An 18,833-nucleotide genomic window follows, 5' to 3' on the forward strand; every position below is an offset into this window, starting at 1 on the left:
CCCGAATTGTCACTGATTACCGTGCCGCGGGCAGCGGGAGGGCACCGCTGTCGAGCAGCGCGATCGCCTGCCGGGCGAGGTCGCGGGCGTCGACGGGGTCCGGGTGGTCGACCCAGACGCGGACGACGTTCTCGATGATGTTCATCGTGATCCCGGCCGACAGCGCCGCGACGAACTCCGCCTGCTGCGGATCACCCGGCAACCGCTGCGCGAGGGTGTCGGCGAGGTCGTTGCGGAACCGCCAGATCAGCTCGTTGAGGTGGGCACTGACGGACCCGTTCCGCTCGGCCAGGTCGAACACCGCGCGGACCCGGTCCGGGTTCGTCTCCAGTTGTTCGAGCACGCGCTCGATCACGGTCCGCAGCCCGTCGCGGAGGTCCAGCGTGGGCTGGTCGCGGAACCACTCGACGGCGTCGGCCAGACAGTCGTCGACGAACTCGAGGACCAGCGTCTCCTTGGTCGGGAAGTACCGGTAGAGCGTGCTCGGCCCCACCTCGGCCGCGGCCGCGATCTGCTCGACCGTGGTCCGGCCGAACCCGTGGTCGCCGAACAGCTCGAACGCCTTGTCCGCGATCAGCCGGCGGGTCCGCTCCCGCTTCACCTCGCGCAGTCCCATCAGCACCTCCGCGGGCAGACTACCGCCACCCTTCCCAGCTGGGAGTATCCGCCATATGGTAGTCACTACCAAATTCTCAGGAGAGGCGCCCCATGACCCAGAGCTTCCCCGTCAACCGGCCGTCCGGATGCCCGTTCGACCCCGCCCCGGAGTACGCCGGGTACCGCCGGACCGACCAGCCCGCGAAGGTCTCCACCCCGGCCGGCGTCGACGCGTACGTGATCAGCCGGTACGACGACGTCCGCGCGCTGCTCCGGGACAGCCGGCTGAGTTCGCGGCTGGCGCCGTCCGATCACGTCGTACCGGACGCGGACCTGGACCGGGAGGTGGAGTCGGGCTCGATCCTGCAGGTCGACGGTGCGGCGCACAAACGGCTGCGGCGGATGCTCGCGACCGAGTTCGCGGTGAAGCGGATGGAGGCGCTGCGGCCGCGGGTGGCGGCGATGATCGACGAGCGGATCGACGCGATGCTGTCCGCCGGCGGACCGGTCGACCTGGTGCGGGAGCTCGCGCTGCCGATCCCGTCGCTGGTGATCTGCGAGCTGCTCGGCGTCCCGTACGCGGACCGCGACGAGTTCCAGGAGCGGAGCGCGCTGCTCGTCCGGGTGGACGGCTGGACCGAGGAGATCCAGCGCGCCAGCGACGACCTGAACCAGTACATCGTCGGGCTGGTGCTGGCGAAACAGGCGCGGCGTGAGGACGACATCCTGTCCCGGCTGATCACCCGCGGCGAGGAACTCGGTACGCCGTTGAGCCTGGAGGAGCTGGTGACGGTCGGCGTCACGCTGCTGATCGCCGGCCACGAGACGACCGCGAACATGATCGCGCTGAGCACGCTCGCCCTGCTCCGGAACCCCGCGCAGCTCGACCTGCTCCGATCCGATCCGTCCCGGGTCCCGGCCGCCGTCGAGGAACTGCTCCGGTACCTGTCCGTGGTGCATTTCGGCCTGTTCCGGCAGGCGACCGACGAGCTGACGGTCGGTACGTCGACGATCGGCGCGGGTGACTACCTGATCGCGGCGCTGTCGTCGGCGAACCGGGACGAGAGCGTGTTCCCGGACCCCGACCGCCTGGACCTGGAGCGGGACGCCGCGGCGCATGTCGCGTTCGGGTTCGGGCCGCACCAGTGCATCGGGCAGCAGCTCGCGCGGCTCGAGCTGCAGGAGGTGTTCACCCGGTTGTTCGCGCGGATCCCGACGCTGCGGCTCGCCGTACCGTTCGAGGAGGTCGACTACCGGGAGAACACGCTCGTGTACGGAGTGACAGCGTTGCCAGTGACCTGGGACGTGCCGATCTGAACACGTCTTAACCCAACCCCGGTCGGATCACGATCTCCGGACCGCTACAGTCGAGCCGGTGAGCGAGTACTCGGAAGACAAGCGCAAGCCCCGCGTCGCCGTCGTGTTCGGCGGCCGGTCGAGCGAGCACGCCATCTCCTGCGTGACCGCGGCGAACGTCCTGCAGGTCATCGACCGGGACAAGTACGACGTCGTCCCGGTCGGGATCAGTACCAGCGGTCACTGGGTGCTGGAGAGCGGCGATCCCGAGCGGCTGTCGATCACCGACGGCAAGCTCCCCGAGGTCGACGTCACCGCGATGCCGGTGCTGTTCGGCGCGAACCGCGAGCTCGTGGTCAGCGAGCCCGACCAGGTGCCGAGCACGCTCGGCGAGGTCGACGTGGTGTTCCCGCTGCTGCACGGCCCGTGGGGCGAGGACGGCACCATCCAGGGCCTGCTGGAGATGTCGGACATCCGGTACGTCGGCTCCGGCGTACTGGCCAGCGCCGTCGGCATGGACAAGCACTACATGAAGGTGGTCTTCCAGGCCGCGGGCCTCGAGGTCACGCCGTACGTCGTGATCCGGGACCGGGACTGGCGGCAGGACCCGGCCGGCTGCCGGGAGGCCGTCGACGCGCTCGGGTACCCGGTGTTCGTGAAGCCGTGCCGCGGCGGATCGAGCCTCGGGATCACCAAGGTGAACAGCCTGGACGAGCTCGACGACGCGATGGTCGAGGCCCGCGCGCACGACCCGAAGGTGATCGTCGAGGCGTCCGCGAAGGACCCGCGGGAGATCGAGATCGGCGTGCTCGGCGGCCTGGACGGCGGCAAGCCGGAGGTCAGCGTCTGCGGCGAGGTCGCGGTGTCCGGCGGCGGGCACGACTTCTACGACTTCGAGACCAAGTACCTGCCGGAGGGCGAGGAGTACCTGGCGCTCTCGGTGCCGGCCGACCTGCCCGCGGAGCTCGCGCACGAGATCCGCGCGAAGGCGCTGATCGCGTTCGACGCGATCGAGGCCGAGGGGCTGGCCCGGGTCGACTTCTTCGTCGACGCCGACGGCCGCGTGGTCATCAACGAGATCAACACGATGCCGGGGTTCACCCCGACCAGCATGTTCCCGCGGCTGTGGGCGGCCTCGGGCAAGGACTACGCGAGCCTGGTCGAGCACCTGCTCAAGCTCGCGATGACCCGGCCGACCGGCCTGCGCTGACCCGTCCGCATGGCGCTGGTCGACACGCAGTACGGGCCCGTCATCGGGACCGACGGGCTCGCGTTCAAGGGCATCCCGTACGCCGCCCCGCCGGTCGGAGCGGACCGGTTCCGGCCGCCGCGGCCGCCGGAGCCGTGGCGTGCGCCGCGGAAGGCTACGGCGTACGGGCCGACCGCGCCGCAGACCGGCACCGTCGGGCCGCTCGGCGAACTCGTCCCGCGGACGGTCATCCCGGGTGACGACTACCTGAACCTGAACGTGTGGTCGCCGGACCTGGACGGGAACGCGCCGGTGATGGTGTTCGTCCACGGCGGATCCTTCACCAGCGGGTCCGGCGCGCTTCCGGTGTACGACGGCAGCCGGTTCGCGCGCGACGGCGTCGTCCTCGTGACGATCAACTACCGGCTCGGCGCGGACGGGTTCCTGTGGTTCGGCGACGGTACGCCGAACCTCGGGCTGCTCGACCAGCTCGCCGCGCTGCGGTGGGTCCGCGACAACATCGAGGCGTTCGGCGGCGACCCGGACAACGTGACGCTGTTCGGCGAGTCGGCCGGGGCGATGAGCGTGTGCACGCTGCTCGCGATGCCGGCCGCGAAGGGCCTGTTCCACCGGGCGATCGCCGAGTCCGGCGCCGCCGGCAACACGATCGGCGCCGACACCGCGCGGCTGGTCGGCGAACGGCTGGCCGCGCTCCTCGGTACGGCGCCGACCCGCGAGGCGATCGCCCAGGTCCCGCTCGCGCGACTGCTCGCGGCGCAGGACCAGCTCGGCCGGCAGGTGATGGGGAAGGCCCGCGCCAAGGTCTGGGGCGACGTCGCACGGACGCTGCTGCCGTTCAGCCCGGTGGTCGACGGCTCGGTGCTCCCGGCCGCGCCGCTCGACCGGATCCGGGCCGGTGCCGGCGCGGACGTCGACCTGATGGTCGGTACGAACAGCGAGGAGGCGCGGCTCTTCCTGATCCCGACCGGCGTCGCGGCCAAGATCAACACCCCGCTGCTGTACGCCGGCGCCCGGATGCGTTTCGGGTTGTCGGCCCACGGCATCCGCCGGTACCGCGCGAACCGCCCGGACGCGACGCCCGGCGAAGTACTGGCCGCGATCATGACCGACTCGTACTACCGGATCCCCGCGATCCGGCTGGCCGAGGCGCATCCTGGGACGTACCTTTACGAGTTCGGCTGGCGGTCGCCGGCCTGCAACGGCACGCTCGGCGCCTGCCACGTGATCGAGCTGCCGTTCGTCTTCGACAACCTTGACGACCCGGCGCTCGCACCGATGCTCGGCGCCCGCCCACCCCAGCACCTGGCGGACCTGGTGCACACGGCCTGGATCGACTTCGCCAAGACGGGCAACCCCGGCTGGCCGGCGTACACCCGCCCCGACCGCCTGAGCCGCCACTTCGCCAGCGCCTCCGGCACCACCACCAACGACCGCCCGGACGAACGCCTCAGCTGGCGTTAGGGCTCACCCGCCCGGGCCCGGAGATAGCGCTGCTGGGGGAGGCTGGTGGTTCGGCTCGCGGCCTCCTCGTAGGCGGCTCGGGCGGCGGACAGGTCGCCGGACATCTCCAGGAGATGCGCCCGGACGGCGTACAGCCGGTGGTCCTCGGCGATCCGGTCGTCGTGCTCGATCGTCGCGAGCAGTCGCAGGCCCTCGGCCGGGCCGCGGGACATCGCGACCGCGACCACGTGGTTGAGGGCGACCATCGGGTTGTCGGTGAGTTGCAGCAGTACCTCGTAGAGCGCGACGATCTGCGGCCAGTCCGTCTCGTCCGCGGACGGGGACTCGTCGTGGACCGCGGCGATCGCGGCCTGCAGCTGGTACGGGCCGACCGGGCCGCGGGGGAGCGTCGCGGTGATCAGGTCGACACCCTCGCGGATCAGTTCGGGGATCCAGCGCGACCGGTCCTGCTCGGCCATCGGCACCAGCTCGCCGAGCGGGCCGGTCCGGGCCGGGCGGCGGGCGTCGGTCAGCAGGAGCAGCGCGAGCAGCCCGGCCACCTCGGGGTCGTCCGGGAGCAGCCGGTACAGCATCCGCGCCAGCCGGATCCCCTCGGCGGCCAGCTCGACCCGCTGCAGGTGCGGGCCCGTCGTACTCGCGTAGCCCTCGTTGAAGATCAGGTAGACGACCTGCAGCACCGCGCCCAGCCGCTCCTCGCGATCGGCCGGCACCGTGAACCGCGCGCCGCTCTCCTTCACGCTCGCCTTCGCCCGGCTGATCCGCCGCGTCATCGTTGCCTCGGGCACCAAGAACGCGCGCGCGATCTCCACCGTCGTCAGACCGCCGACCGCCCGGAGTATGAGCGCGATCTGGGACGCCGGCGACAGCGACGGGTGGCAGCACAGGAACAGCAGCACCAACGTGTCGTCGGTGTCGCCCACCGGATCACCCTGTGGCGCCCACCGCGCGACTCGTTCCTCCCGCAGCTGACGGGCCTGCTCACGCCGGAGCAGATCCGTCAGCCGACGGGACGCGACCGTGATCAACCACCCGCGCGGACTACTCGGTACGCCGTCCACCGGCCACTGCCGAGCCGCCGCGAGCAAGGCTTCCTGGACGGCGTCCTCCGCCGTGTCGAAGTGCCCGTACCGCCGTACCAGCGCGCCGAGCACCTGCGGCGCCAGCTCCCGCAGCAGATCGTCGATCACCATCGAGTGTCACTCCACCAGTTCGTTGCGGCCCTCGACGACCGGCCGGATATCGGCGTACGCCGTGGCCCGCAGGAACTCCGGCGCCGGGCTGTCGGCCAGCCGGGACGCGATCTCGGTCGCCCGGTCGAAGGACTCGCACTCGACGATCCAGTACCCGGCGAGCACCTCCTGGGTTTCGGCGTACGGCCCGTCGGTGACCACCGGCTGCCCGTCCTTCGACCCGAACCGCCGGGTCAGCACCGGCGCCGCCAGCCCGCGTGTCTCCACCAGCTCTCCGGACTCGGCCAGTTCCCGGTTGAACTTCTCCATGAACTCGCCCAGCGCCGCGAACTCCGCCGCCTCCCAGGCCGGCTTGTCGCTCGCCTTCCCCGCCATCCCGTCGTAGTCCTGCTGCGACGCATACGTCAGGATCATGTACTTCATCAGCTTCTCCGTCCGTCCGAGCACCCGCACCGGGTGCTTCCACCAGAGACGTCGCGCCTACCGGCCCGAACCGGACAAGGTTCGCAGCCGACTTTCAGGACTAGTGTCCGGCCAGTTCGGCCACGACCGGGGCAAGGGTGCCGGCGACGCCGGCGCCGACGACGAAGTACGAGAAGCCGATCTCCTCGCGTCGCCGCTGGATCTCCTCGGCCGCCGCCGACGGGTCACTCGGGAGAACCAGCAGCGAGTCCACCGCCCGCAGCGCAGCCGGGTCGATCCCTGGCCCCGCCATGAACGGGGCGACGGAGTCGCCGACCACCGACACGTGCGCGGCGAGTTCGAGGTCGCGCCGGGCGCGGAACTCGCGCGCCAGCCGCGCCACCTCGTCCCGGGACTCGTCCGGCCGCAGGACGAACGTGACGGTGTCGGCCACCTCGGCCGCCAGCGCCTGGCCCTTCGGCCCGCGAACGGCCATCACCACCGGCGTGTGCAGATCCGGGCCGTCGAGTCCGCGCAGGGCCGTGACCACCTCCCGCACCTGATCCAGCTTCGGGCCGGGCGGTACGGGCAGTCCGAGCTCGCGGAGCTGGTCCTCGATCCCAGGCCTCCCGGTCCCGATGCCCAGCTCGAAGCGGCCCTCGGTCAGCACCGACAGCGAATGCGCCTCCCACGCGGTGCTCCAGGCCGGGCGCACCGGCGAGGCATACACCCAGGTACCCACGCGCAGGTCGGTCAGCGCCGCCGCGACGGCCAGCGTCGGCGCAGGCGCCGGCTGCCAGTCCGGTACGTCGGGCATCAGGAGCGTCGAGTAGCCGCTGTCGGCGATCCGGCGCACGCTGTCCCGCCAGGTCGGCAGGTCGCTGAGGACCGGAGCCACCACCCCGAACCGGAACGGTCGGGGCCGGCCGGTTGCCGTTGTCTCGGTCATGGTCTCGGTCATCGTCGAGGTCCTTGCGCGGGATGCGAGCCTTTCGGCTCCTTGCATCCTCCACGAACGAGAGGCACCGGCTTCGACAGATCGCCGACGTCAGAGGCAGGGAGTGACCAGCTTGTCGTGCTTCTGGACGGCGTCGGAGACGTCGGTGAGGGCGTTGGCCTCGGGGGAGTACTTGCTGGGCACGGCGACCTCGAAGTACACCGCGCGGCCGATGGTGGTGAAGATGTAGCCGTTCTCGACCTGCTTGGCGAACCAGCCGACGCCGTTCACCTCGAAGCACTTGGACATGGCCTCGGTCGTGCGGGCGGGTGCGGCGACGCCACAGGTCACCTCGATCGGCGGGTCGCCGTACGCCGTGGTGAGCGGGCTCTCGGGCGTGGTCTTGCGGCGCTTGGCGTCGAGGACCTTGTCGGGCAGGGCCTTGACCAGGCTCGTGCAGGCGGCAGCGACCTCGGGCGCCGGAACCGGAACCGGGACCGGTGCGGCGCCGGGGCTGCACCCGGCGAGCACGGTCACGCAGAGTGCGGTCAGCAGGAACTTGGGCATGGCGAAAGTAGCAGGATTCCCCGTGCGGTCGATCAGATGTGGACGACGGGGCAGGTCAGCGTGCGGGTGATGCCGGGGACGTTCTGGACCCGGGCGACCACCAGCTTGCCGAGCTCGTCGACGTTGCGGGCCTCCGCACGGACGATCACGTCGTACGGGCCGGTGACGTCCTCGGCCAGGGTGACGCCCTGGACCTCGGCGATCTGCGCCGCCACGTCGGCCGCCCGGCCGACCTCGGTCTGGATCAGGATGTAGGCCTGGACCACCACGTCGTTCTCCACTCAGTCGTCCTCAGCTGGGGCTCCGGCCACAGTACTGCCAGGTGGACGGGCGTACTCGTTGCTCCGTCACGGTACCGCCTAGACTCCCGGTGGGTATATGGGAGGTCTGCTGACGTGACAGAGACGTTGGGGAGCACGGGTGAGTTCGGCCTGATCGCGGCCGTCACCAAGAGGCTGTCCCAGAGTGAGGACGTCCTGGTCGGTCCCGGCGACGACGCGGCCGTGCTGGCGGTGCCGGACGGCCGGATGGTGATCACCACCGACCTGCTGGTGGAGGGCCGGCACTTCCGCCAGGACTGGTCCTCGGCGTACGACGTGGGCCGCAAGGCCGCCGCGCAGAACCTGGCGGACGTGGTCGCGATGGGTGCCCGGCCGACCGCGCTGGTGGTCGGGTTCGGCGGCCCGGCGGACCTGCCGACCGCGTGGGCGCTGGAGCTGAACCAGGGCCTCGTCGACGAGTGCGACCTGGTCGGCGTGAGCATCGTCGGCGGCGACACGGTGCAGTCGGACAAGATCGTCGTGTCGGTCACGGCGTTCGGCTCGCTGGACGGCCGGGCGCCGGTGCTGCGGTCGGGCGCCCGCCCGGGTGACGAGGTCGCGTACGTCGGCCGGCTCGGCTGGGCGGAGGCGGGCTGGACGGTGCTGGCCCGCGGGTTCCGTTCGCCGCGGGCGGTCGTCGAGGCGCACCGGCGCCCGCAGCCGCCGTACGCCGACGGTCCGCGGGCCGCGCTCGGCGGGGCGTCCTCGATGTGCGACGTGAGCGACGGGTTGCTGTCCGATCTCGGCCACATCGCCGAGGCCAGCCAGGTGATCATCGACGTGCACACGAAGGCCCTGACCGTGCCGGAGCCGCTGCAGGCGGTGGCGGCCGCGACGGGTGCGGACGCGCTCACGTTCGTGCTGACCGGCGGTGAGGACCACGCGCTGGTGGCGACCTTCGAGCCGGCCGACGTACCGGAGGGCTGGACCGTCATCGGCTCGGTTGCCGAGGGCAACGAGGAACGCCCGCCCGGGACCGTGACCGTGGACGGCGCGCCGTATGCTGCGCAGACCGGTCACGCCCACTTCAGGAGTTGAGATGCGCCCGCCAAGAGTGCTGACGATCGCGGGTTCGGACTCCGGCGGCGGCGCCGGGATCCAGGCGGACCTGAAGGCGATGCTCGCCAACGGTGTGCACGGGATGAGCGTGCTGACCGCGATCACGGCGCAGAACAGCCTCGGCGTCCAGGGCGCCTGGGAGCTGCCCGAGGAGCAGGTGCGCGCGCAGTTCCGTAGTGTCGTCGACGACATCGGCGTCGACGCGGTGAAGACCGGCATGCTGGCGTCCGCGTCGATGGTCCGGGTGGTGGCCTCGCTGCTGCGGACCTTGCCGGACGGCGTACCGGTGGTGGTCGACCCGGTATCGGTGTCCAAGCACGGTGACGCGTTGCTCGCGGCCGACGCGATGCACGCCGTACGGTCCGAGATCGTCCCGCTGGCCACGGTGCTGACGCCCAACCTCACGGAGCTCGGCCCGGTCTCCGGTGTCGAGCTGGAGACCGTCGAGGACCGGGACCGCGCCGCGCGGGTGCTCTTGGACGCAGGCGCCACCTGGGTGCTGGTGAAGGGCGGCCACGACGTCGGTACGGCGGCCGTGGACATCCTGCACGGTCCTGGGGTACGTCGCGCGTACAGTGCTCCCCGCGCCGACAACCGGCACACCCACGGGACCGGCTGCACGCTGGCCAGCACCATCGCGTCGTACCTGGCCCGTGGACACGACGTACCGGATGCTGTCGGCGCCGCCAAGGAGTACGTGACCGGTGCGATCGCGGCCGGGTTCGCGCTGGGCGACGGGATCGGTCCGGTCGACCATGCATGGAGATTCAGAGGGAGTGGCAGTTGAGCAAGCAGCGGCCCCCGGTCGACGGGTACTGCGAGCAGTGCGGCTTCAACTACGACACGGGTGACCTGCAGGGCACCGTGACGCTGCTGATCCGGCAGTCCGCGGACTGTGCGATGGCGCTGACCAAGGCGGCCGCCGGTCCGGACGTGAACGTGGTGCGGCTGCGGCCGCAGCCGGAGGTGTGGTCGGCGATCGAGTACGCGTGCCACGTGCGGGACGTGCTCGAGGTGCAGCGGCTGCGGATCGCGCAGTGCCTCGCGGAGGACCGGCCGGTGTACGCGCCGATGGACCGGACCGGGCGGGTGAAGCAGGAGAAGTACGAGGACCAGGACCCGATGGAGGTCGCGGCCGCGCTGATGCGGTTCGCGCGCGAGTTCGGCGCGGCGGCGCGGGTGCTGCAGCCGCAGCAGCTGGGCAAGCTCGGGCTGTACAACTACCCGGTGCGGGCGCCGCGGACGCTGGGCTGGATCATCCGGCACACCGCGCACGAGATCCAGCACCACCGGCACGACATCACCGAGATCCTCGCGAAGCTCGAGCCGCCGATCGTCCCCAAGCCCAAGCCTGAGCTCGAAGAGGTCGAAGAGGTCGAAGAGGTCGAAGAGGTCGAAGAGGTCGAAGTCGCGGACTAACGCTGGGCCGCCCAGGCCGCGATCGCCGGTTCGCTCGTCAGTTGGTCGAGCGCCAGGGCCGCCGCCCCACGCAGCGGGCCGTCCGGCTGATGAGTGGCCGGCAGCACCGGCGGCGGCGCGGCGCGATGGAACGTCATCAGGCCGTTCTCGTAGGCCTCTTGGAACGTGTCCTCAGCAGCCGCCCGCAGCGGAATGGCCAGCCCACCGATGGTCACAACGTCCGGGTCGTGCGCGTTGACGAGCCCCGCGATCCCGTAGCCCAGCGCGGTGACCACCCTGGCGACGGCTGCGCGCGCGGGACGGTCGGTGCGTCCCAGCACCTCCTCTGCATACGCCACAGGGTCGTCAGGTGCCGGCTGCTTCAGGTGGCGGGCCAACGCGCGCCCGTCGATCTCCAGGTCCCAGCAGCCGCGGGCACCACACGGGCAGGTCCGGGCGCGGTCCCCGAAAGGCATGTGCCCGTACTCACCACCCGCACCCGACGCGCCCTGCGCCGGTACGCCGTCGATCAGCAACGTCCCGCCGATCCCCACCTCGATGATCAGGTGCACCGCCGTACCGGCTCCCGCGGCCGCACCGGTCCGGGCCTCGGCCACGCCGCTGAGTGTCGCGTCGTTACCGGCCAGCAGCGGTACGTCGACGTCGGCCGTGACCTGTGCGAGGTCCAGCTCGACCCACTCGAGCGTGGGCGCCTGCATGAGGTGGTTGTCGCGGACAGTGCCCGGTACTGCGAGGCTGACCAGCTGCAGGCGGTCGCCGTACTGCACCTGGGCCTGGTCTACCGCGCGCCGTAGGTTCTTGAGCACCACCTGTGCACGCCGGCTCCGGTGCCGGTGGTACTGCGGCTCCTGCAGCGAGCCATCCAGCGCTACGACCGCACTACGCCAGCTGCTCTGCCGCAGGTCGAGCGCCAGCACCACAGGGCCGTCCGGGTGCGCCTGCAGCACGGTCGTCGGACGCCCTCGCCCGTGAGTGGGAGCAGGAGCCTCGGTCAGCAGCTGTACGTCGCGTAGCCGGGCGGTGACCTCTGTCGCCGAGCCCGTGCTCAGCCGGAGCGTGCGCGCGACCGCGGCCCGGGTGATCCCGGGCTGCCGCGCGACCTGACTCAGCACGTCCGCGGCCGTCTGCCATTGTCCCCGGCGTACTGGAGTCATCGCGGCCTTTCCCTTTATGCTCGGAGGACGAGTTTAATGGGAGGGTTGATGGAGATCCGGGACATCCGCGCGGTGCTGTTCGACATGGACGGCACGCTGGTGGATTCGGACGCGGTCGTGGACCGGAGCTGGAGCCGCTGGGCGGTCGAGTGCGGGCTGGACCCGGACACCGTGCTCGCGGTCGCGCACGGGAACCCGGCGGCCGCGACGATCGCGCAGTTCCTGCCGGACGCGTCGGCGGCCGAGCTGGCCGCGGCGGGGGAGCGGGTGCTGGACCTGGAGGTCAACGACGTCGAGGGCGTCGAGGCCAAGCCCGGTGCGCTGCAGCTGGTCGCCACGCTGGACCGGCTCGGGGTGCCGTGGGCGGTCTACACCAGTGCGCCGGCGCAGCTGGCCAAGGTACGGCTGACCGTGTCCGGGATCGCACCGTCGGTGCTGGTCACGGTCGACGACGTCAGCCGTGGCAAGCCGGACCCGGAGGGGTACCTGCGCGCGGCGGAGCTGCTCGGCGTACCGGTGACGGAGTGTCTGGTCGTCGAGGACACCGTCGTCGGGCTGACCGCCGGGAAGGCGTCCGGGGCGTTGACGGCCGGGCTGAAGGGTGTACCGGCGGACATCGAGCTGCCGGACCTGTACCGGCTCGACGCGCTGTTCCAAGGTCTGGAATGACCACGCAGGCCCCGGTGGATGCCGGGAGCCGCAGCGACGAGATCCGGATCGCGACCGCGCTGTCGGCGATGGGTTTCGTGCTGGCCGGGCTCGGGGCGTGCGTGGCGATCCTCGCGCGGGACCTGCGCGAGCCGACGAGCCGGCTGGCGTTGCTGTCGTCGGGTTTTGCTGTCGGGCTGATGCTGGTCGCGGTGGTCGGCCCCCGCATGCTCCGGCGGTGGGCGATGCCGACCGTGCTGGCGTTGGGGTCGGTCGTTTGCGCTGTAGGCGCGGTGCTGATCGCTGTAGCCACGTCGTACGCCATAGCCATCACAGGCGGCCTGTTCGTCGGCCTGGGCGGCGCGTTGCTGGTCCTCGTAGCCCCGCTGATGCTCAACGGCCCCACTGCTGCTTCCCGCCTCAGCCGAGTCAACGCAGTAGCCAGCGGCACAGGGATCCTCGCTCCGTTGGCCGTAGGCACCTTGGACACGCTAGGCCCCACCGGGCGCCTCGCCATGCTCGCCGCAGCACCACCGCTACTGCTCCTCGCGTTACTCACCCACAAACGCCCCACCGCGCTACGCGCGGCGGACCGGGGAGATCAAGCAGCGCGGGGCGAGCAAGCAGCGCGGGGCGAGCAAGCGGAGCGGCGCGAGCGGGCTGCGGGGGCGTTCTACGCGGAGCGGGCTGTGGGCGCGTCCTACGCGGAGCGGGATGCGGCGGCGTCCGATGCGGGGTCGGCCGAGACGGTGGCTGTGTTGATTGACTCGGCGCCTGGGGTGGTGGGGAAGTGGCGGCGGGTGGGGCGGCGGGTTGTGATGGATGTGGGCGTTGGCTGGCTGCGGGTGGTGCTGGCGGTGGCGGTGGAGTTTTGTTTTGTGGTGTGGGCGGTGGCGCGGCTGGTGGCGAGTGGGTTGCCTACTGCGACTGCCGCGTTGCTGGGGAGCGCGTTTCCGATTGGGATGGCGGTGGGGCGCGCTGTTGGGCCGTTGAGGATCAAGGGATGGTCGCCTGTGGTTCCTTCGGGGCTGTTGGCGGCCGCAGGCACCCTGCTGGTGAGTCTGTTCGACGCACCAGCGCTTGTTGCGGCTGGGCTGGTCGTCGCGGGGCTGGGCGTCGCACCGCTCTATCCGGTCACGCTCGCCGCGCTCGTCGCGATCCCGGGGATCAGCTCCGCCCGGCTGGCCGCGGTCGGCGCGCTGGCCTCCGGTACGGCGATTCTCGTCGCGCCGGCGCTCCTGGCGGTCCTGGCGCGCGTCCTCGACCTGCGGACGGCGTACCTGATCACGCTCCCGCTGCTCGGCGTACTTTTCCTGCTCAGCCGTCGATCGGGCCGCACCTCGTTCGTGTAGTGGGTGACAGCACCCCCACGAGGAAGGCGGCACGATGAAGCTCCTGATCGACGGTCTGGCGATGCCCGAGTCCGCGCGCTGGTACGGCGGCCGGCTGTGGTTCTGCAACTGGATCGCGCAGCAGGTCGTCTCGATCGATGCCGACGGCACGACCGAGTACTTCGACGTACCGGTCGAGCAGCTGATGGGCTGGTCGATCGAGTGGACTCCCGACGGCCGGCTGCTCACCACCGGCGACAAGCTCCGCCGGTACGAGCCGGACGGGTCCGTCACGGTGCTCGCCGACCAGAAGGCGAACGAGCTCGTGGTCGATGCCCACGGCAACATCTACCTGGACGGCGCGGACTTCGACTTCGCCGGCGGAGAGGCGCCGAGGCCTGGCTGGATCAAGCTCGTCACCCCGGACGGCACGCTCCGCGAGGTGGCCGGCGACATCGAGTTCCCGAACGGCATGGTGCTCACCCCGGACGGCCGGACGCTGGTGATCGCGGAGTCGTTCGCCGGTCGGCTGACGGCGTTCGACGTGCAGCCGGACGGCGACCTGACGAACCGCCGGGTGTACGCCGAGAACCTCGGCCCGGACGGGATCTGCCTGGACGCCGAGGGCGCGATCTGGACCCAGACCGGCGGTGAGGGCGTGGTCCGGGTCGCCGACGGCGGCGAGATCCTGCAGCAGATCGACCTGCCCGCGAACCGCGCCCCGTTCTCGGTCACGCTGGCCGACTTCGACGGCCCGACGCTCTGCATCCTGACGTCCGAGTGGCGGATGACCGACTCGATCGCGGACAATCTCGCCCGCCTCCGCGGCGGCGCCCGGACCGGCCGGATCCACACCGTCCCGGTCGTCGTACCGCCGGCACGCTAACGTCGCCCCGGTGACCATCCGAACGTACGCCGACGCCGACCTGCAGCCGCTGATCGACCTGACGATCGCCACCTTCGGCCCGTTCTACGAGGGCTCGTTCCGGCCGCTGGTCGGCGAACTGATCTACACCCGTCAGCACGGCGACTGGCAGGACGACTACCGCCGGCAGCTCCCGGGCCTGCACGACCCGGCTGCGCACAAGCACGTCGCCGTCGCCGAGCAGGACGGCACGATCATCGGGTACGTCGCCTGGCACCTCGACCCGGCCCGCGCCCGGGGCACGGTCGAGCTGCTCGCCGTCGCGGCGGATCAGCGCCGTTCGAACACGGCCACCGACCTGTGCGAGCACGCCTTCGCGGCGATGCGCGCGGCGGGAGCGCTGTACGTCGAGATCGGCACCGGCGGCGACGACTTCCACGCCCCGGCGCGGGCCTTCTACGAGCGCCTCGGCTGCATCAAGCTCCCGGTCGCGGTGTACTTCCGCGAGCTATAACGGCAGGTCGTGCCGACGCAGCAGCTCGACGAGCGCCGGTACGCCGGCCGACAGGTCGTACAGCTCTGCCCGCAGCCCCACGCTCCGCGCGCCCTCGACGTTCGCCGGGTTGTCGTCGATGAACAGCACATCGGGTGCGGGTACGTCGATCGCGCTCAGGATCGCCCGGAAGTACGCCGGATCAGGCTTCGCGAGGCCGAGGTCGCAGGAGTAGAACGTGCGGTCGAACCAAGCGCCGTACCCGCGCTCGTCCTGCATGATCGCCCGCCGGTACGGCTGCTGGTTGGTGGCCAGGTGGCACGCGATTCCGGCCGCGCGTAGCGTCTGGATCAGCTCGATCACCTGGGGCTCGGACTCGAACCAGCTCCACGGCGCGATCGCCTCGTCGACGGACGCGGTCGAGTTCCAGCGCTGTAGTACCTCGGCGAGCGTGTCCCGGAAGTCGACCTTGCCGACCAGAGCGGGCTTCTCCGCCGCCATCAGGTCCGCGACGAAGGCGTGGCCGTCGGCCGGCACCAGCGACCCGAGGTGGGTCCACCAGTCGAACGTGGGCCGCTGCAGGACTCCGTCGGCATCGAAGAGGACGGCGCGTGAGGTCATGACGTCATCTTGTCATCGGAGCCCTTGACCGGTTCAGTCGGTATGCGCTTACCTATGGCTACGTAAACATGAGTGGACACCTTCCGGCGAAATCCAACAGAAAGCGCCAGGTGAGGCTATGACACTGAGTAGAAGGACGTTCCTGGCGGCCGGCACCGCCGCAGCCGCCGCCGGGCTCACCGGATGCGGCTCTGTCGGCTCGCTGGGTGGAAAGAACGAGCTCAGCATGTGGACCTGGGTCGGGTCCGTGAACGACGACCTGATCAGCCAGGCCGAGAAGGCGATCCCGGGGTACGACGGCATGAAGCTGGCGATGACCCGGATCGGCACCAACTACAAGACCAAGGTGCTGACCGCACTGGCCGGGAAGTCCCTGGTCCCGGACATCGTCGCGATCAACGACGACGTCGCCACCTACTTCCCGAACGCGGACCAGTTCCACGACCTGAACGAGCTCGGCGCCAAGGACCTCGCCAAGGACTTCCTGCCCTGGAAGTGGGACTGGGGCGTGACGCCGCAGGGCAAGATGATGGCCTACCCGATGGACACCGGCCCGACCGCGCTGTTCTACCGGACCGACATCTTCACCAAGGCCGGCGTCGACATCGACCCGGCGGCCGTCGCGAGCCTGGCCCCGGACTGGGACGCCTTCATCACGCTCGGCAAGAAGGTGAAGCAGGCCGTCCCGGGCTCGTCGATCACCGACAACATCAAGAGTGTGTACGACTACCGGATGGCCCAGCTGCCGAAGAAGTACATGACGCGGGACGGGCAGTACATCGGCGACCAGGACCACGTACGGCAGTCGTTCGACCTGGCCGTCCGGGTGGTGAAGGAAGGGCTGTCGGCGAACGCGCAGAACTCCAGCGACAAGAACGCTGTCGTCACCAACGGCAAGCTGGTCGCGTACAACGGCGCGGTCTGGTGGGCGCAGCTCGGCCCGAAGAACGCGGCCCCGAAGACCAAGGGACTCTGGCGGGTGACGGCGGCTCCTGGTGGCGCCGGCAACAAGGGCGGGTCGTTCCTCGGGATCACGAAGTACTGCAAGAACCCGCAGGCGGCGTTCGCGTTCATCAGCTGGCTGGAGTCGGCGAAGAACCAGGCCCAGGCGTTCCTGGACCCGGTGCTGTTCCCGTCCACGCCGGCGTCGTACACCGACCCGAAGCTGTCCGCGCCGGACCCGTTCTTCGGCGGCCAGAAAATCGTCGACGTGTTCGCGGACTCCGCGAAGAAGTACCCGGGCGCCTACTTCTCGCCGTACGACTCGATCGTCGACACTCCGATCGGCGCCGAACTGGTGAACATCGAGGCCTCCGGCAAGGACCCCGACCAGGCCTGGTCCGACGCCCAGCGCCAGGTCCAGCGCGAGCTCAGCCGAGTGGGGGCGATCTGAATGGCGGTCACGAGCAAGGCCGTACCGGCCGCGGTTGCCACGGACGTCGCGACGGAGAAGCCGCCGAACAAGTACCGGCAGGCGCTCCCGCAGTACACCGCGGTCGCGCCGTTCTTCATCCTATTCGCGGTCTTCGGCGCCTTCCCGGTGCTGTTCTCGATCTGGATCTCGTTCCACTCCTGGGACGGCATCGGCCAGATGAAGTGGGTCGGGCTGGAGCAGTACCACTACCTGCTCACCGACGCGACGTTCTGGAAGACGATCGGCAACACGCTGATCATCTGGGTGCTGTCCACGGTCCCGATGCTGCTGCTCGCGCTGGTGATCGCGAACGCACTGCACAACGCGACCCGGCTGCGCACCTTCTACCGGATCGCGTACTTCGTCCCGAACGTCACCTCGGTGGTCGCGATCACGCTGGTGTTCGGCTCGATCTTCAGCAACAACTTCGGCCTGCTGAACGCGTTCCTGCAGTCCATCGGGCTCGGCAAGGTCGAATGGCTGACGTCGCCGTGGGGGATCAAGATCGCGATCGCCACCATCGTCACCTGGCGCTGGGTCGGCTACAACGCGATCATCTACCTGGCCGGCCTGCAGGCGATCTCGCAGGACGTGTACGAGGCCGCCAAGGTCGACGGGGCGAGTCCGCGGCAGACGTTCTGGCGGATCACGGTGCCGATGCTGCGGCCGGTGATCCTGTTCACCGCGGTCACCTCGACGATCGGCGGCCTGCAGATCTTCACCGAGTCCCGGGTGCTGTTCGGCGACACCAGCAGCATCGGCGGCCCGGGCGACGCCGGCCTGACGATCGTCTCGTACCTCTACCAGAGCGCGTTCATCAAGAACCAGTTCGGGTACGGGGCGGCCATCGGCTGGGCGTTGTTCGTCCTGATCGTGCTGTTCAGCATCATCAACTGGCGGCTGATCGGCGGCAACGACGACGAACGCCTGACCCGACGCGCCGCTCGGCGGGTGGAACGGAAGATCGCAGCCCAGAATTCCAAGAAGGAGGCCGTCGATGTCCGTTGAGCGAATCCGCACCGCCGTCGGTCACGTCGTGCTGATGCTCGGCGTGATCGTCTCGCTCTTCCCGTTCTACTGGATGGTGGTGATGGCCTCCAACACCACCCCGGACATCTTCAGCTACCCGCCGAAGCTGCTGATCGGCTCGCACCTGTTCGAGAACATGGGCAAGGTGCTGGACAACATCGACTTCTTCGGCTCGATGCTGCTCACGCTGGTCGCGTCGCTCGCGGTCACGGTGCTGGTGCTGTTCTTCGACTCGCTGGCCGCGTTCGCGTTCGCGAAGTACCAGTTCCCGGGCCGGAACGTGCTGTTCGGCATCTTGCTCGCGACGTTCATGATCCCGACCCAGCTGTCGCTGGTGCCGCAGTTCGTGGTGCTCGCGCAGTTCGGCTGGATCGGGTCGCTGAAGGCGCTGATCATCCCCGGCGCGGCGAACGCGTTCGGCATCTTCTGGATGCGCCAGTACGCCAAGGGCGCGATCCCCGACGAACTGATCTCGGCCGCCAAGGTCGACGGCGCCGGGTTCTTCCGGCAGTACCTGACCGTCGGCCTGCCGGTGCTCCGGCCCGGTCTGGCCTTCCTCGGCATCTTCACCTTCATCAACGTCTGGAACGACTACCTCTGGCCGTTGATCGTGATGACCGACCCGAACCGCCTCACCCTGCAGGTCGCCCTCGACCAGCTGAACGGCATCTACGGCACCGACTACTCGATGGTGATGGCCGGTGCGTTGATGAGCGTCATCCCCCTGATCGGCGTCTTCCTGATCGGCGCGCGTTCCTTCATCGCCGACCTGGCCGCGGGCGCCATGAAGTTCTGACCTTCACCTACAACCACGGGATTC

Annotated in this window: 21 protein-coding genes; 13 read left to right on the forward strand and 8 right to left on the reverse strand. The window is 70.1% G+C overall.

Features of this window, described 5'->3' with window-relative positions; all coding sequences use genetic code 11:
- Nucleotides 1-16 precede the first annotated feature (16 nt).
- Nucleotides 17-616 carry a TetR/AcrR family transcriptional regulator gene (locus ACXJJ3_RS36120; RefSeq protein ID WP_458166394.1) on the reverse strand — a complete coding sequence of 200 codons (600 nt, stop codon included), beginning with the start codon at nt 614-616 and terminating at the stop codon, nt 17-19.
- Between the two features lie 92 nt (nt 617-708).
- Here ACXJJ3_RS36120 and ACXJJ3_RS36125 point away from each other — a divergent pair, with 92 nt between their 5' ends.
- From ACXJJ3_RS36125 to ACXJJ3_RS36135, 3 genes are read left to right on the forward strand one after another with little or no spacing between them, the layout of a single operon-like run.
- Nucleotides 709-1,914, forward strand: a complete 1,206-nt coding sequence (locus tag ACXJJ3_RS36125; RefSeq protein WP_458166395.1) for a cytochrome P450 — start codon at nt 709-711, stop codon at nt 1,912-1,914.
- A gap of 58 nt (nt 1,915-1,972) precedes the next feature.
- Nucleotides 1,973-3,103: a D-alanine--D-alanine ligase family protein gene (locus ACXJJ3_RS36130; protein ID WP_458166396.1), complete on the forward strand. Its 1,131-nt coding sequence runs from the start codon at nt 1,973-1,975 to the stop codon at nt 3,101-3,103.
- A gap of 9 nt (nt 3,104-3,112) precedes the next feature.
- On the forward strand, nt 3,113-4,564 hold the full coding sequence (locus tag ACXJJ3_RS36135) for a carboxylesterase/lipase family protein (RefSeq protein WP_458166397.1): 1,452 nt from the start codon (nt 3,113-3,115) through the stop codon (nt 4,562-4,564).
- On the opposite strand, the gene ACXJJ3_RS36140 is transcribed toward ACXJJ3_RS36135, so the two are convergent.
- The 5 genes from ACXJJ3_RS36140 to ACXJJ3_RS36160 all read right to left on the reverse strand — a co-directional run bounded on the left by ACXJJ3_RS36140 (nt 4,561) and on the right by ACXJJ3_RS36160 (nt 7,929).
- A complete protein-coding gene (locus ACXJJ3_RS36140; protein ID WP_458166398.1) occupies nt 4,561-5,754 on the reverse strand; it encodes an RNA polymerase sigma factor in 1,194 nt (397 codons plus the stop codon). The two genes, ACXJJ3_RS36135 and ACXJJ3_RS36140, sit on opposite strands and share 4 nt — an antisense overlap.
- Before the next feature lie 6 nt (nt 5,755-5,760).
- A complete protein-coding gene (locus ACXJJ3_RS36145) occupies nt 5,761-6,177 on the reverse strand; it encodes a YciI family protein (protein WP_458166399.1) in 417 nt (138 codons plus the stop codon).
- 100 nt (nt 6,178-6,277) lie between these two features.
- Complete coding sequence (locus ACXJJ3_RS36150) at nt 6,278-7,117, reverse strand: LLM class flavin-dependent oxidoreductase (RefSeq protein WP_458166400.1); 840 nt, start codon at nt 7,115-7,117, stop codon at nt 6,278-6,280.
- 87 nt (nt 7,118-7,204) lie between these two features.
- On the reverse strand, nt 7,205-7,660 hold the full coding sequence (locus ACXJJ3_RS36155) for a DUF3515 domain-containing protein (protein ID WP_458166402.1): 456 nt from the start codon (nt 7,658-7,660) through the stop codon (nt 7,205-7,207).
- A gap of 32 nt (nt 7,661-7,692) precedes the next feature.
- Nucleotides 7,693-7,929, reverse strand: a complete 237-nt coding sequence (locus ACXJJ3_RS36160) for an Lrp/AsnC family transcriptional regulator (RefSeq protein ID WP_170990044.1) — start codon at nt 7,927-7,929, stop codon at nt 7,693-7,695.
- Between the two features lie 126 nt (nt 7,930-8,055).
- Between ACXJJ3_RS36160 and ACXJJ3_RS36165 the strand changes: the two genes are divergently transcribed.
- Genes ACXJJ3_RS36165 through ACXJJ3_RS36175 form a run of 3 tightly spaced genes read left to right on the forward strand, consistent with a single transcriptional unit; the run spans nt 8,056 to nt 10,458 of the window.
- Nucleotides 8,056-9,018, forward strand: coding sequence for a thiamine-phosphate kinase (locus tag ACXJJ3_RS36165; protein WP_458166403.1), 963 nt, complete (start codon nt 8,056-8,058; stop codon nt 9,016-9,018).
- A gap of 1 nt (nt 9,019) precedes the next feature.
- Nucleotides 9,020-9,826, forward strand: coding sequence for a bifunctional hydroxymethylpyrimidine kinase/phosphomethylpyrimidine kinase (gene thiD, locus ACXJJ3_RS36170; protein ID WP_458166404.1), 807 nt, complete (start codon nt 9,020-9,022; stop codon nt 9,824-9,826).
- Complete coding sequence (locus tag ACXJJ3_RS36175) at nt 9,823-10,458, forward strand: DinB family protein (RefSeq protein ID WP_458166405.1); 636 nt, start codon at nt 9,823-9,825, stop codon at nt 10,456-10,458. Before thiD ends, ACXJJ3_RS36175 begins: the two co-directional genes overlap by 4 nt.
- Here the strand turns inward: ACXJJ3_RS36175 and ACXJJ3_RS36180 are convergent.
- Nucleotides 10,455-11,612, reverse strand: a complete 1,158-nt coding sequence (locus ACXJJ3_RS36180; RefSeq protein WP_458166407.1) for an ROK family transcriptional regulator — start codon at nt 11,610-11,612, stop codon at nt 10,455-10,457. The two genes, ACXJJ3_RS36175 and ACXJJ3_RS36180, sit on opposite strands and share 4 nt — an antisense overlap.
- Nucleotides 11,613-11,660: 48 nt before the next feature.
- On the opposite strand from ACXJJ3_RS36180, the gene ACXJJ3_RS36185 reads away from it, so the two are divergent.
- The 4 genes from ACXJJ3_RS36185 to ACXJJ3_RS36200 are packed head-to-tail and all read left to right on the forward strand — an operon-like array spanning nt 11,661 to nt 14,970.
- Nucleotides 11,661-12,281 (forward strand): HAD-IA family hydrolase, encoded by a 621-nt coding sequence (locus ACXJJ3_RS36185; RefSeq protein WP_458166408.1) that lies wholly within the window; start codon nt 11,661-11,663, stop codon nt 12,279-12,281.
- Nucleotides 12,278-13,612: an MFS transporter gene (locus ACXJJ3_RS36190; RefSeq protein ID WP_458166409.1), complete on the forward strand. Its 1,335-nt coding sequence runs from the start codon at nt 12,278-12,280 to the stop codon at nt 13,610-13,612. Before ACXJJ3_RS36185 ends, ACXJJ3_RS36190 begins: the two co-directional genes overlap by 4 nt.
- Before the next feature lie 34 nt (nt 13,613-13,646).
- A complete protein-coding gene (locus ACXJJ3_RS36195) occupies nt 13,647-14,477 on the forward strand; it encodes an SMP-30/gluconolactonase/LRE family protein (protein ID WP_458166410.1) in 831 nt (276 codons plus the stop codon).
- 10 nt (nt 14,478-14,487) lie between these two features.
- Complete coding sequence (locus tag ACXJJ3_RS36200; protein ID WP_458166411.1) at nt 14,488-14,970, forward strand: GNAT family N-acetyltransferase; 483 nt, start codon at nt 14,488-14,490, stop codon at nt 14,968-14,970.
- Here the strand turns inward: ACXJJ3_RS36200 and ACXJJ3_RS36205 are convergent.
- Complete coding sequence (locus ACXJJ3_RS36205; protein WP_458166412.1) at nt 14,965-15,570, reverse strand: HAD family hydrolase; 606 nt, start codon at nt 15,568-15,570, stop codon at nt 14,965-14,967. The genes ACXJJ3_RS36200 and ACXJJ3_RS36205 overlap by 6 nt on opposite strands.
- 118 nt (nt 15,571-15,688) lie before the next feature.
- Between ACXJJ3_RS36205 and ACXJJ3_RS36210 the strand changes: the two genes are divergently transcribed.
- From ACXJJ3_RS36210 to ACXJJ3_RS36220, 3 genes are read left to right on the forward strand one after another with little or no spacing between them, the layout of a single operon-like run.
- The gene (locus ACXJJ3_RS36210; protein ID WP_458166413.1) at nt 15,689-16,963 is read left to right on the forward strand and encodes an ABC transporter substrate-binding protein; all 1,275 of its coding nucleotides are present in this window, start codon (nt 15,689-15,691) and stop codon (nt 16,961-16,963) included.
- Nucleotides 16,964-17,992, forward strand: coding sequence for a carbohydrate ABC transporter permease (locus ACXJJ3_RS36215; protein ID WP_458166414.1), 1,029 nt, complete (start codon nt 16,964-16,966; stop codon nt 17,990-17,992).
- Nucleotides 17,982-18,809 carry a carbohydrate ABC transporter permease gene (locus ACXJJ3_RS36220; RefSeq protein WP_458166415.1) on the forward strand — a complete coding sequence of 276 codons (828 nt, stop codon included), beginning with the start codon at nt 17,982-17,984 and terminating at the stop codon, nt 18,807-18,809. Before ACXJJ3_RS36215 ends, ACXJJ3_RS36220 begins: the two co-directional genes overlap by 11 nt.
- Nucleotides 18,810-18,833 lie beyond the last annotated feature (24 nt).

The organism is Kribbella sp. WER1, from assembly GCF_054189145.1.